The organism is Aliivibrio wodanis (genome assembly GCF_052920805.1).
In genome coordinates this window covers 808421-821871 of record NZ_JBREXA010000002.1, presented here as the reverse complement: position 1 = coordinate 821871, position 13451 = coordinate 808421, and the positions used below count along the sequence as shown (strand labels likewise).

Genomic DNA, 13451 nt, shown 5'->3' with positions numbered 1-13451 from the left:
CCTTATCTATTTACCTAAGGGGAAAAAGTCTTCAGTGGGGAAGTTTGTGCGGCCTTGAATCATCCATGAACTATCATGTGGTAATAATTCAATAAACCAAGGGCCGGTTAATGGTTCATCTAAGTTAATACGATAAATGTTTTTCGCATCCGATGTTAATAATTGCGAGAAATCGTGGTTTGGTAATGTTCTATGGGTGAAAGTAGCGTTAATTGCAGGGTTATGCTCTAGCTTACCTTTATCAATTTCAATTTCTATTGTATTACCAACGCTGCGTACTTTGGCAAAAATAGATAATTCTTGAGCAACTTTGATTTTTGAAAGATCGACGTTTATTGCTTTACCTTTTTTGTAATAGTCTTCTGCGACGAGATCAACATCATGCTCTACAAATAAAATGTAAGTTGATATACAAGCAACAACGACGGTACCAGGAAGGATGATGAGGAACCAAGGCCAAAACTGCTTATACCAAGGTTGGGACATAGTAATTATTCCTATTAAAGATCTTTCTAATTGCAAAAAGATGAGTTTATAAAGTAGCTTCTTAAGGCGGAAAAAAGCCCCTGAACATACAGGGGCTATTATAATTTATTACTTGTTGCTTAGGCTCCAGACATAAGCAGAAAGAAGTTGAATCTTCTCTTCGCCTAATATGTCTTTCCAAGCAGGCATTACACCTTGACGGCCATTCGCTACTGTTTCAGTAACATCGGCACGAGAATCGCCAAATAACCAATCATTGTCAGTTAGATCAGGAGCACCCAGAGCAGGGTTACCTTTACCATCTGTACCATGACAAGCAGCACAAACGATGAATCGTTGTTTACCTGCAGCGGCATCTTTAACGTTTACTTTACGACCAGATAGGCTAAGAGTATAAGTTACTACTTCTTTAACGCCATCAGCACCTAAAGCATCTCCCCAAGCTGGCATGTTACCAATACGACCATTCATAATAGTTGTTTTGATTGCTTGTGGCTCACCACCATATAACCATGCGTTATCGGTTAGGTTAGGGAAGCCTTTCATGCCTCTTGCATCTGAACTATGACATTGAGAACAGTTCTGTAGGAACAAACGTTGACCTACTTTTAATGCTTCGTCGTCATTTGCAATATCAGTAATAGCACGGAACTCAGAGGTTCCTGGCTTATATGCAAGTTTTGAGAATGTTTCTCCGAAATTCGTATTTGCATCATCTAATTCACGGGCAAACTGATCAAGCGTTTTCTCTTTATGAGAACGCTCAATTGATACGCGTGATTCTTCAACAGTACGAACAGTTTGGTCTGAACTTGTCCAGCCTAAAACGCCTTTAAAGTTACCTAATCCTGGATAAAGAATTAAGTAAACAACAGAAAAAGCAATGGTAGCCCAGAACATATAAGTCCACCATTTTGGTAATGGGTTGTTGAGTTCACGAATACCGTCGTATTCATGACCCATGTCTTCACCTTCAGGAACACCTGTTGTGTTTTTTAGGCAAAAACGAAGTAGTAAACCACAACCAATTAATGTACCAATACTAATGATACTTATCCAGAGACTCCAAAAAGTACTCATTATTTATCAACTCCTGTCTTATTTTGGCTTGAAGTATCTTCGTGTTCATCAGCAAAAACTAAGTTAGCAGCTTCATCGAAGCGAGCGGTCTGTTTTTTACTGTAAGCCCAGAAAATAATACCTATCATGCTGCAGAACAGAATGACAGTCCAAATTGCATGAATAGTTCCAGCGTCCATATGGACCTCCTTACTTCATTGCATGACCAAGAGATTGAAGATAAGCAATAAGCGCATCCATCTCTGTCTTGCCTTTAACCGCATCAGCCGCATTTTTTACGTCTTCTTCAGTGTATGGAACACCAAAGTTATTACGGAAAATAGCAATTTTTTGCGATGTTAATTCACCATCTAACACGTTTTCTTCCAACCAAGGGAAGCCTGGCATGTTTGATTCAGGAACCACATCACGAGGGTTGATTAGGTGAACACGGTGCCATTCATCTGAATAACGCTCACCAACACGAGCTAGGTCTGGACCAGTACGTTTAGAACCCCATAAAAATGGATGTTCCCAAACGCTTTCACCAGCAACAGAGTAATGACCGTAACGTTCCGTTTCTGCACGGAATGGTCGGATCATTTGACTATGACATACATTACAACCTTCACGGATGTAAATATCACGGCCTTCCATTTCTAATGGCGTGTAAGCTCGTAAGTTTTCTACCGGCTCTGTCGTTTGTTTTTGGAAAATTAGAGGAGTAATCTCAACTAATGCACCAAAACTGATTGCAACGACAATTAAAACCGCAAGAAGGCCCACATTTTTTTCTATGATTTCATGACGATTAGAACTCATAACATGGTCTCCTATAAAACTGGTTGTGGAATTGCTTTTAGGCTGTTCTTCGGAGCAGAGATAGTCTTGTATGCATTGTATGCAAGTAAGAACATTCCTGATAAGAAGATGAGACCACCTAAGAAACGAACAAAGTAGAATGGGTAAGAGGCTTCTAGTGATTCCACAAAGCTGTATGTTAATGTGCCATCAGCATTTACTGCACGCCACATTAGACCTTGCATAACACCTGAAATCCACATTGCTACGATGTAAAGAACCGTACCGATAGTCGCTAACCAGAAATGAACATTGATTAGTGATACAGAGTACATACGCTCTTGACCAAATAGCTTAGGAATTAAGTGATATAAAGAACCAATTGAAACCATTGCAACCCAACCTAACGCACCAGAATGCACGTGACCGATAGTCCAATCAGTGTAGTGAGATAGGGCATTTACAGATTTAATTGCCATCATAGGGCCTTCGAAGGTAGACATACCATAGAAAGACAGAGAAACAATTAAGAATCGAAGAATAGGGTCATAACGAAGTTTATGCCAAGCACCAGACAGCGTCATTATACCATTGATCATGCCGCCCCAAGATGGTGCGAATAGAACTAATGACATAACCATACCTAGTGACTGAGTCCAGTCAGGTAAAGCTGTGTAATGTAAATGGTGAGGACCGGCCCAGATATAAAGTGATACTAATGCCCAGAAGTGAACAATAGATAAACGGTAAGAATATACAGGACGTTCCGCTTGTTTTGGTACAAAATAATACATCATGCCAAGGAAGCCAGCTGTCAGTAGGAAGCCTACTGCATTATGGCCGTACCACCATTGAACCATTGCATCAACAGCACCAGAATAAATCGAATATGATTTACCTAGTGATACTGGAACAGCAAGGCTATTCACAATATGAAGAACTGCAACGGTTAAAATGAAGGCTCCAAAGAACCAGTTTGCAACGTAAATATGTGATGTCTTACGTTTAAACAAAGTTCCAAAGAAAACGATAGCATACGCAACCCAAACTAAAGTGATTGCGATATCAATCGGCCACTCTAATTCTGCGTATTCTTTACCTGATGTCATACCTAGAGGCAACGTAATCGCTGCTGCTAAGATAATTGCTTGCCAACCCCAGAAGGTGAACGCAACTAATGGACCACCGAACAAACGTGTTTGACAAGTGCGCTGAACAACATAATAAGATGTTGCGAACAGGGCGCTTGTACCGAATGCGAAAATCACTGCATTTGTATGCAGAGGACGCAGACGGCTATACGTAAGCCACGGTGTGTCGAAATTAAGTTGCGGCCAAACTAATTGAGCGGCAATTAGTACACCCACACCCATGCCAACAATACCCCATAGTATGGTAACTAAAGAGAACTGACGAACAACGGTATAGTTGTAGTTTTGTTCATGCTGCTGTACTTGGCTCATAATTGCATGCTTCCACTTTTATTATAACTACACTTTACTTTCCATAGTGCGAACAAAATGTTCGCAATGCCATCCAAAGTTCAATTTCAAATAATAAGTTTTTTACTTCTTTTATTTTGAAATATCCTCTTTTAATGCAAAAATGGCATTTTCGGCGTCAATGATACTGCACTTCAAAAATGAATCATAGTTGAAGCCCATAGTAATTTTACGGTTAAGCAACATTTTTTCATTTTTTTTGAACTAGATAACACAGGGTTTTTCAACTATGGCTGTAGAAAAGTTAACAGGTCCACGTTTATATCAACTTATTTTCTTATTGGTTGTGCTAATTTCAGCATTTACTTGGAGAACAATCACCTATACGTCACAAAGCGACAATGAGAAAGTAGATAATTTATCTATAATTTGTAACATTACCCAATCACCGTGTAAAATTAATATCGATAATAATCAAGTTATTATTGATGTAAAAGAAAGGCCAATTACTCAAAATTCAGAGATGACATTAGTAATTGATGGTCTTCCAATGCCTTTAAAGGTCGAAGCCCAAGGTACTGAAATGAATATGGGTATATTGAAATTTTCACCTCAATCTGAGTCTTCAGATTCGATTATGTATTCTGCATTTTTACCAAAATGTAAACATAATGAGATGAAATGGACAATAGATATATCATCAGGTAAAAATAAGTTAAGTGTTCTTTTTAATTCTAAAAAGTAATATTTATCATAAGATTAAAAGTGTAATGCTTTAAAACTAGTCACTCAGAACGAAACTGTTCAAATTTTCAAATAACCATGACTATATAGGGCGTTTATGAAGATAGTTAGTAGTATTTCACAGAATAAAAATTCAATAGAAGCCATTAATCAATGCATAAAAAAATTATCTAATGAATCGATTAATCCTAGTATTTTACTTTGTTATTTTACTGAAGAGCATGATGCAATCTCTATTGTTAAACAGTTAAAGCAACGTTTTCCAAACAGTAAAATTCATGGGTGCACATCATGCAAAGCTGTCATGACCGATGAGTTATTCGCTCAGCAATCAGTAGCCTTGTGGGGGTTTTTCGATCCTCATATTGGGAGCTATGGGACTAGTATTATTGAACATAAGGGAAGTGCTAACATTGCAGAAACAACTCATTTTCTTTTAGATAATGCAATTAAGGATAGTGGGCGAAATGGCGAATTACCAACTCTAGTTTTACTTCATGCAACTCCTGGTAATGAAGAAACTATTATCGCTGCTATTGATGATTTTTTTGGTACTCCTGTTCCATTAATTGGGGGAAGTGCTGCTGATAATAATGTAAAAGGTGATTGGCACATTTTTACTCAAAAAGGTATCGTAACATCTGGTATCTCAATTTCAGTATTTTATCCTTCTTGTAAAGTATCCTATTCATTTCATTCTGGTTATGCCAATTCAAATATTTCAGGAATTGCTACAAAAACAGATAAAAGAGTGATTTATGAAATAGATCATCGACCGGTTATAGATGTCTATAAAGAGTGGACAAAATTAGCAATGATTATTGGAGATGACATTAATCTTTTAGAGCAAGTAACTCAATATCCACTTGGACGGATTGCTGGATATATGCATGATGTTCCTTACTTTAAATTAACTCATCCGGTAAGATTTACTCATGATGGTGGAATGGCTTGCTTCGCTAATATTAAAGAAGGTGAAGAGCTATTCATGATGTATGGTGAAAAAGAACAAATAATATCTCGACCACAGCGAGTGATAGATTCAGTATTAGGTTATCATAAATGCGATCTTAAACCGATTGGTGGTATTAATATTTTTTGTGCCGGTTCGATGATGCATATAAAATCACACATGTCTGAAGTTTGTCACTCTTTAAATACAGCAATGCATTATGCACCTTACATATGTCCATTTACATTTGGCGAACAAGGCCGATTTACTGGTGGAGAAAATGCACATGGGAATTTAATGGCATCTGCTGTTTTATTTCATCATTAGGATAAATTGTGAAGGCTCATTCCGAAAAAGAACAAGTCCAAGAGTTACTATTAGAGCTTAAACGAAGTCATGATAGGGAATCTCATCTTCAAAAAGAAAATCAAGCTATACTTAATGGCTTATCCGTCATATCAGATGCTCAAAATAAAGAAGACATCTTTAAAGGGCTCCTTGATGTAATAAAAGAATTCGTAACTTTTGAAAATGCACTCGTCATATCCTCATCAGGAAATGAAGAGTTTTCTGTTTTAGCATCCACTCAATGTTGTTTTGAACATCTCACTTGGTCATTCAGTAATCTTTTTTATAGAGCTTGCCATAATGAAGCTATTGTTTTATTTAAACCAAATGATAATGAACAGTTCTCACTACTTCCAGAAGAGCTCAAACCCTATTTTTCATCAGTCGCTATAACAGGAATTAAAAGCCATTCAGGTTATGCGGTGATTATTTTAATGAGCTCTCAATTTGGTGTTTATTCTAACTCGACAAAAGATAGCATCCAAAAATTTACACCGTTAATAGAACGAGCTGTTATCGACATTGATTATAAAGAACGCCTTCAGTCGTTGGTTGAAATAAAAACTAGAGAAGTTCATTTAAGTAAAGATAGGTTCAAAGATTTTGCAGAAACGGTAGGAGATTGGTTCTGGGAAACTGACACCAACTTTAATTTTACTTATTTATCAAGTAATGAAGTGCAGGGTGTTGCTATATCATCTCAAAACATTCTGACATTTATAGATGATGAGTTCATTTGCTCTAAGATCAAGATGGCACGGCACGAGCTGTTGCCATTTAAAGAACTAGAATGGCAAACTGAAAAATTCAGCACCCAATTGTGGTTGAGTTTAAGCGGGACCCCTTTTTTTGATGAACTTGGTTTGCTATGTGGTTATCGTGGAACTGCAAAAAATATTTCGACGCGAAAAAAGCGAATACGAGATATGCAAATAGCACAAAGAGAAGCAGAAAAAGCGAACAAAGCTAAGTCCCAATTTTTAGCAATGATGAGCCATGAGATAAGGACACCGCTAAACGCTATATTAGGAATGATTGATATTTTTCAAGATAGTTATTTATCAAAAGAACAATATCAGTGGCTTGGTCAAATGGAACATTCAGCCCAATTACTATTAACTATAATTAGCGATGTGCTAGATATATCAAGAATAGAAGCAGGAACATTTACTCTTGATGAACAGTCTATTAATTTGATTGATACAATCAGTAGCTCTGTTGATTATTTCAAGAAGAAAGCCAGCGAGAAAGATATAATCTTCACGGTGACAGTGTCACAAAACATCCCTCAATATATTTACTCGGACCCAACACGCCTAGCACAAATCATCTTCAATTTGGTTGGAAATGCTGTAAAATTTACGGAAAACGGCTCGGTTTGTATAGATATCAACCAGTTCGAGCCTGATGTTATCACTTTTACTGTTTCAGATACTGGTATAGGTATATCTGAGGAAGTTCAAAAGCATTTATTTCAGCCTTTTATTCAAGCAGATAGCTCAATAACTCGCCAATTTGGTGGTACCGGTTTAGGATTATCAATCATAAAACGGCTTACTGAATTAATGAATGGTTCAATATCTGTTAATAGTAAACAAAATGAAGGAAGTACTTTCACAGTAAGATTACCATTGAAAGGATCGGTCCAACCAAAAGGTACAGAAAAACTCTTAACTGACGATCAACTATCAATAGATACTCCGAATTTATGTATTCTTGTTGCTGAAGACAATAAAGCAAATCAAGCTGTTATTCAGTTGCTTTTAGAAAGGCAAGGACACAGAGTCGTTTTGGTTAACAATGGCAATGAAGCGATTAATGAATTATCAAACTCAACTAACTTTGATTTAATTCTCATGGATGTATCAATGCCGATTAAAGATGGTATCAGTGCAACTAAAGAGATCAGAGCGTTAGGTCTAACGATTCCAATAATTGCAATAACTGCGCATGCTTTAGAAAGTGAAAAGAAAACGTGTATCGAGGCTGGTATGAATGATTTTATTTCTAAGCCAATTAGATCAAAGCAATTAAAAACAATTTTGCATTCTTTTAATGTTAAATAAACAAGAATATTTAAAGGCTAATAATCATTAGATAAATACGAAGTATTATTTAGTGATTATTAGCTATTTTATGGTAAATACGATTATGGTTAAATAGCTAGTGTATGATGGCTACCAAGTGAAGATAGGGAAGCTTTCGAGCAGTCTAAAGATTAACAATCACTTTATACCAAACCCTATTTAACATAATATACATAATGCGCACTCATGGAGTGATTCTTCAGACCCCGAAAACACACCAAGTAAGCCCATAAAACTAATGCTAAGCATCTGTAATCCTTGGTGATTAAACTTTTTTGCTATCTGTGCCCATGCTGATAACTTGTTTGTTTTAAGATTACAAGTTTTGCGAACTTTACAAATCAACCTGTTCGATTAATATTTCTATTTCTGATTTTATACGTTGATTCTCTATTGAACCATATGCAGTTATTATTCTCGGTGCAATTACTATTAGACTCGTGAAGAACGGACTCAATATTTAACGCAGTTATTTCAGCGTATGGCTAAAAAATCTGATAGGTATTAATTCACTTTTGAATCGCTCTCTCACTTAAGTTACACTGAGAATAAAAACAATTCATACATCTTCAGTAGATCTATTACTAACTACTAATACAGTTATTGTTGCAGGATCACAAGTTAAGATGGAGCTTTTGGCGCGTTGTTACAGGCATGGATAGAAATCAAAATATTGATTTTTCTATAGTATTACTTTCAACTATAAGTTATTTTGTTACTTTACGTTGATTAGATATATTAAAAGGAAACATAGATTATGAGTAATTCGAATGAATTTGAATATGTTGGTTTTTGGTCTCGCGTGGGAGCATCTTTACTTGATACTGTAATCATGATGGTAATTATCATTCCGTTAATGTTTTGGTTTTACGGAGATTCGTATTTATCCTCTAGTGATTCAATTTTAGGGCTTACTGATATTTTGTTAAACTATCTTTTCCCATTCGTAGCTATTCTTATTTTCTGGAAATATAAATCAGCAACACCGGGGAAAATGGCAATTAAAGCAATTATTGTTGATGCGGACACTGGTGAAAAACCAACAACTAAGCAATATATTATTCGATACCTTGGTTACTTTGCCTCATCAATCCCTCTTTTTATTGGCATTATGTGGGTTGGTTGGGATAGTAGAAAACAAGGTTGGCATGACAAAATGGCAAATACTGTTGTTATTCGTCCGCAAGATCATGGTGTTGAGAAAGTACAATTTAACCGCTAAAGTATTAAGCCCCGCTCTCTATCACTATACCAATATAAAGCTCACCTACAGCTAATGGGTATCTGTCACCGATCCAATATGAGAAAGAAACACGAGATCTGGTGTCCGGTTTTTGTTGACCATTACAATCAGAAACACTCGCACTATAAATATCATCACTGGTTTCTGTAGTATGAAGTATTTAATTACTACGAATGCAATTTGTTACCTTGTAACTAATTAATTTCTAATTTATTATCATAACAAAGTCATTATATAAGAATAAATATGAATAAAATAACGAGCTTAGCTATCACCTCTGTTTTAATTCTTTCTGGTTGTTCAAATTATTCAATAACAGAAAAAGAAATGACCGATTATCTTTCTGATGAAATTCATATTGAAAAATCTGTTGGGATCCCTGGGGTTTTGTATGCAGAAGTTAATATAGAAAATATTGATGTGAAAATTGGTCGGGTTGATGACCAACGGATTAGTGTCTTTGCTAATACTACTGCTGATATTCAAATGATGGATGAACTAAAACAAGGTATGTCACTAACCCTAGAGTTTAGTGCAATACCTAAATATGATAAGGAAACAGGAGAAATTTATTTGAAATCTCTACGTTTAGAAAAGTTTGAAGAGAAAAATAAACAATTACCACCAGAGTTAGTGACATTATTAAAGCCCGCAATTTCAGTTATTGGTTATGCGCTCTCAAGTGAACCTGCCTATAAATTAAATCCACAAAAAATGAAAGAATTTTTCATAAAATCTGCTCAACCTAATCTAGTTATAAAAAACAATCAGTTAGTGGTTGAGTTGTTTAATTAAATGATAGAATATAAGTTATAGTGCATTAGCGTGAACACCGCCTATCCTCTGTATTTTTCTGAGCTATTATTTCAATAGCTCATTTAAATCAGCTTTAAGTGATGATACCGTTTGACTGGCTTTCTCAGTTCTTGATGCTTCACTTAACAAATATTCAATTGTATCTGATAATGTAGAATCAAGATCCTGAGCTCTAAGAGAAAGTTTTTCCCAAACGCGATAATCTAAATCAATCGATTTTTTACGAGTATGTTCTTGCTCTGCATTAAAATGACGCTTTCTCTTAGCTCGAATTGCCTGCTTAAGTTTGTTTTCAAAATCAGGATTCATATGTTTTTCGATCCATTCAAGTGACTTTACTGGCTCATGCTCTAATTTAACAAATTCAGCAATCCATTGTTGTTGTTCACTTGAATCAATATAGCGAGTGATCGATTCCCCCATACGATGCTTATTGAATAAGTACATCCACTTCCAGCCCGCTTCTAGATTTTCAAGTTGTTGATATTTCATATATTAGGCTCGTTATGTAAGGAATTAATTAGGGTGACAGTGTAACTCTAGTTTATCTATTCTTCAATACAATTGCTTTATATTGAGAGTTAACTCTAAATACTCACTAAACCCTGAAAAATCAGACGTGTGCCTTTATGTCATGTATAATCAATTTTATTTTTCATGAATAAGTAAGCATGCAGTTAGACACACCATTTTTAATCGCGCCTAAATACGATCATATTCAAAATACTTTGAACCAATCTTATTCAATTAATGATCAGTCACCTTATTTTTTACAGCCTAGGTTAACTCAAACTTTAGAACGCTTCTCTCGAATAAATGGTGTTAATATTCTGCAGATCAACGCATTAGATAATCATGTTTATCGTAAATATGTTGCTAATTGGTTGATCTTAAATGCTAAAAATCGTGTATCTAATGATGCCGCGGTTCCTGTAATTATTGCAGAAAATGCTTCAGAAACTGAATTATTTGGTATTTACCATAATAAATCCGATGTACTAGAAACCGGACTACTGCAGAAAGCTCATGGTGGTTTTTTAGTTATTTCTCCTAGTATTTTATTTTCTAACCCAAAGCTATGGCCTCGATTAAAAAGTTTGTTACAAGGTCACGCAGTTAATATTGGAGTTAGCGACCCTAAGTCTTCAGCAAAACAAACACATCAACTAACTGTCGATGTTAAACTTATCATTGTTGCTGACCGAGCTTTATTAGGTGAGCTTGAACAGCTAGAACCAGATTTACTTGCCGGCATGTCTATGTTTTCTGAGTATGAATTTGATACTCAAATATCAGATGACACCATCGTTAATTACTTGCAGTTAATTGCATTTATTTCACAGAAAAACAAGCATTTACCATTAGAATCTGGAGCAGCTCTATTACCACTGCTTAAGTTAGGAGCGCGTGAATGTGAAGATCAAACCCGACTTAATCTATGCTTACTTTGGTTGAATGCGGTTTTAGCACAAGCTTCTGTCATTTCTGAATCAGCAGAATTTATCAGTGCGGATGATTTCGTTAATTCGATTAATGCAAAATATCTCTCAGAGTCTTACTTACCATCTCGTGCACTTGATGATATTTTAGAACAAAACATATTCATTGAAACTGAAGGTGATAAAGTAGGACAAATCAATGGATTAACTGTTGTTTCTGTTCCTGGCCACCCTGTATCTTATGGTGAACCATCACGTATTTCTTGTGTTGTTCATGCTGGTGATGGTGAATTGTCAGATGTAGAGCGTAAAGTTGAGCTAGGTGGAGATCTCCATGCTAAAGGTATGCTTATTATGCAAGCGTACATTCTTAGTCAACTAGATACTCATGAGCCATTACCATTTACTGCCTCTATGGTATTTGAACAGTCCTACTGTGAGGTTGATGGTGACAGCGCTAGTCTTGCTGAACTATGCGCCCTATTAAGCGCACTTTCTATAACGCCAATAAAACAAAACTTAGCCATTACTGGTTCTGTCGATCAGTTTGGTATGATTCAACCAATTGGTGGCGTAAATGAAAAAATAGAAGCTTTTTTCCACCTATGTCAAAAACGAGGATTAACTGGAGAACAAGGCGTTATAATCCCTGAAACAAATATCATAAACCTTGTTCTTTCAGAGGATGTTATTCAAGCCGTTGAAGATAAAAAGTTTATTATTTATCCAGTTAGTCATGTAGAACAAGCTGTTGAATTATTAACAGGCTTACCGTTACAATCTGAAGAACACGAGTCTATTTTCTCTCTAATTACTCAACATATTGAAGATGTTGAACACAATCCGACTCAATGCACTGCTATACTTTGTCGAATTAAGAACTGGTTTAACCAGCGCTGATCCGACTTGCTAAGCGTACAAGTGTTCGCTAGAATCACAGCAACTTATTTAGGAGTAATACTTTAATGCAAAATAAACCTAGCTCATACGATCGTGAAGATTTACTAGCATCAAGCCGTGGTGAATTATTTGGTGCTAACGGCCCACAATTACCAGCACCAAATATGTTAATGATGGATCGTATCCCTCTTATGTCTGAAACTGAAGGTCTATTTGGCAAAGGTAAAGTTATTGCTGAGCTAGATATTACTCCTGACCTTTGGTTCTTTGATTGTCACTTCCCTGGTGATCCAGTAATGCCTGGTTGTCTTGGCCTTGATGCTATGTGGCAACTGGTTGGTTTCTTCCTTGGTTGGATTGGCGGCGAAGGTAAAGGTCGTGCTTTAGGTGTAGGTGAAGTTAAATTTACAGGCCAAGTTCTACCTACTGCTAAAAAAGTAACGTATGAAATTGATTTTAAACGTGTTATCAACCGTAAATTAGTAATGGGACTAGCTGATGGCCGTGTTCTAGTTGATGGTAAAGAAATCTACGTTGCTAAAGATCTTAAAGTAGGTCTTTTCCAAGATACATCAAAATTCTAATTAAAGAACTCTATTGATTGATAAAGCTAGCCTTGTGCTGGCTTTATTTTTACACAAACGAGATAAGTTATAGTGCGCTAGAGTTTATTGATTACTCTCAGTATCACCTTTGTTTATTCTGACTTTTTACGCTAGATAAAATTAAAGCCCCATAAAGAGGCTTTAATTTGAAATTCTATTTAAATTTAGTTATTTAAACAAACCGGAATGTTTGTCATCTCTTGCGTCCCGCCAGCCCCCTAGCCAACATGAACGAGCATCCATTGCTTGATATGGGCAATTCTCTGATGAACGGCCATTTAAACCTGCTTTGTATCCTTGTGATTGTGCTCGTTCTAAACGGTCACGCTTTTGTCTCTTCATAGTTCAGTCCTCATAGATGGAAGGCATAATGCTTCAATAAATATACTACTTTACTACTTATACCCTTTTATTCCGTTAGGGTTCATCACGAACATTTCGTGATGACAATTTAAGAATCGGACAATTTGAGCCATTTTTCAAGTATAAAAAAAGCCCGAAGTCTCAGTTTGTGACTTCGGGCTTAGTC

The 13451-nt window shown here is 36.1% G+C and carries 15 protein-coding genes; 7 read left to right on the top strand and 8 right to left on the bottom strand.

The window, feature by feature from the left end:
* Positions 1-6 precede the first annotated feature (6 nt).
* The 5 genes from ACU5DF_RS11515 to ccoN form a co-directional block, all read right to left on the bottom strand.
* Positions 7-486 (bottom strand): FixH family protein, encoded by a 480-nt coding sequence (locus tag ACU5DF_RS11515; protein WP_446703925.1) that lies wholly within the window; start codon positions 484-486, stop codon positions 7-9.
* A gap of 108 nt (positions 487-594) precedes the next feature.
* Positions 595-1566, bottom strand: coding sequence for a cytochrome-c oxidase, cbb3-type subunit III (ccoP, locus tag ACU5DF_RS11510; protein ID WP_446712952.1), 972 nt, complete (start codon positions 1564-1566; stop codon positions 595-597).
* Positions 1566-1745 (bottom strand): cbb3-type cytochrome oxidase subunit 3, encoded by a 180-nt coding sequence (locus ACU5DF_RS11505; protein ID WP_045102078.1) that lies wholly within the window; start codon positions 1743-1745, stop codon positions 1566-1568. Before ACU5DF_RS11505 ends, ccoP begins: the two co-directional genes overlap by 1 nt.
* A 10-nt stretch (positions 1746-1755) precedes the next feature.
* Positions 1756-2367 carry a cytochrome-c oxidase, cbb3-type subunit II gene (gene ccoO, locus ACU5DF_RS11500; RefSeq protein ID WP_045102079.1) on the bottom strand — a complete coding sequence of 204 codons (612 nt, stop codon included), beginning with the start codon at positions 2365-2367 and terminating at the stop codon, positions 1756-1758.
* Positions 2368-2378: 11 nt separating this feature from the next.
* The gene (gene ccoN, locus ACU5DF_RS11495; RefSeq protein ID WP_446712951.1) at positions 2379-3809 is read right to left on the bottom strand and encodes a cytochrome-c oxidase, cbb3-type subunit I; all 1431 of its coding nucleotides are present in this window, start codon (positions 3807-3809) and stop codon (positions 2379-2381) included.
* 268 nt (positions 3810-4077) lie between these two features.
* On the opposite strand from ccoN, the gene ACU5DF_RS11490 reads away from it, so the two are divergent.
* The 3 genes from ACU5DF_RS11490 to ACU5DF_RS11480 all read left to right on the top strand — a co-directional run bounded on the left by ACU5DF_RS11490 (position 4078) and on the right by ACU5DF_RS11480 (position 7898).
* Positions 4078-4533, top strand: a complete 456-nt coding sequence (locus ACU5DF_RS11490; protein WP_446712950.1) for a hypothetical protein — start codon at positions 4078-4080, stop codon at positions 4531-4533.
* 96 nt (positions 4534-4629) lie between these two features.
* On the top strand, positions 4630-5811 hold the full coding sequence (locus tag ACU5DF_RS11485) for an FIST signal transduction protein (RefSeq protein WP_446712949.1): 1182 nt from the start codon (positions 4630-4632) through the stop codon (positions 5809-5811).
* Between the two features lie 8 nt (positions 5812-5819).
* On the top strand, positions 5820-7898 hold the full coding sequence (locus ACU5DF_RS11480; RefSeq protein ID WP_446712948.1) for an ATP-binding protein: 2079 nt from the start codon (positions 5820-5822) through the stop codon (positions 7896-7898).
* Between the two features lie 180 nt (positions 7899-8078).
* On the opposite strand, the gene ACU5DF_RS11475 is transcribed toward ACU5DF_RS11480, so the two are convergent.
* Positions 8079-8264 carry a DUF3693 domain-containing protein gene (locus ACU5DF_RS11475; protein ID WP_446712947.1) on the bottom strand — a complete coding sequence of 62 codons (186 nt, stop codon included), beginning with the start codon at positions 8262-8264 and terminating at the stop codon, positions 8079-8081.
* A gap of 412 nt (positions 8265-8676) precedes the next feature.
* Here ACU5DF_RS11475 and ACU5DF_RS11470 point away from each other — a divergent pair, with 412 nt between their 5' ends.
* On the top strand, positions 8677-9141 hold the full coding sequence (locus ACU5DF_RS11470; RefSeq protein ID WP_446712946.1) for an RDD family protein: 465 nt from the start codon (positions 8677-8679) through the stop codon (positions 9139-9141).
* 267 nt (positions 9142-9408) lie between these two features.
* Positions 9409-9957 carry a YceB family lipoprotein gene (locus ACU5DF_RS11465; protein WP_446712945.1) on the top strand — a complete coding sequence of 183 codons (549 nt, stop codon included), beginning with the start codon at positions 9409-9411 and terminating at the stop codon, positions 9955-9957.
* Between the two features lie 66 nt (positions 9958-10023).
* Here ACU5DF_RS11465 and matP read toward each other — a convergent pair whose 3' ends face one another.
* A complete protein-coding gene (gene matP, locus ACU5DF_RS11460) occupies positions 10024-10470 on the bottom strand; it encodes a macrodomain Ter protein MatP (RefSeq protein ID WP_446712944.1) in 447 nt (148 codons plus the stop codon).
* Positions 10471-10649: 179 nt separating this feature from the next.
* On the opposite strand from matP, the gene ACU5DF_RS11455 reads away from it, so the two are divergent.
* Positions 10650-12317, top strand: a complete 1668-nt coding sequence (locus ACU5DF_RS11455) for an AAA family ATPase (protein ID WP_446712943.1) — start codon at positions 10650-10652, stop codon at positions 12315-12317.
* 65 nt (positions 12318-12382) lie between these two features.
* On the top strand, positions 12383-12901 hold the full coding sequence (fabA, locus tag ACU5DF_RS11450; protein ID WP_045102088.1) for a bifunctional 3-hydroxydecanoyl-ACP dehydratase/trans-2-decenoyl-ACP isomerase: 519 nt from the start codon (positions 12383-12385) through the stop codon (positions 12899-12901).
* Positions 12902-13090: 189 nt separating this feature from the next.
* Here fabA and rmf read toward each other — a convergent pair whose 3' ends face one another.
* Entirely contained in the window at positions 13091-13264 is a 174-nt protein-coding gene (gene rmf / locus ACU5DF_RS11445; RefSeq protein WP_045102089.1) for a ribosome modulation factor, read from the bottom strand.
* Between the last annotated feature and the right edge of the window lie 187 nt (positions 13265-13451).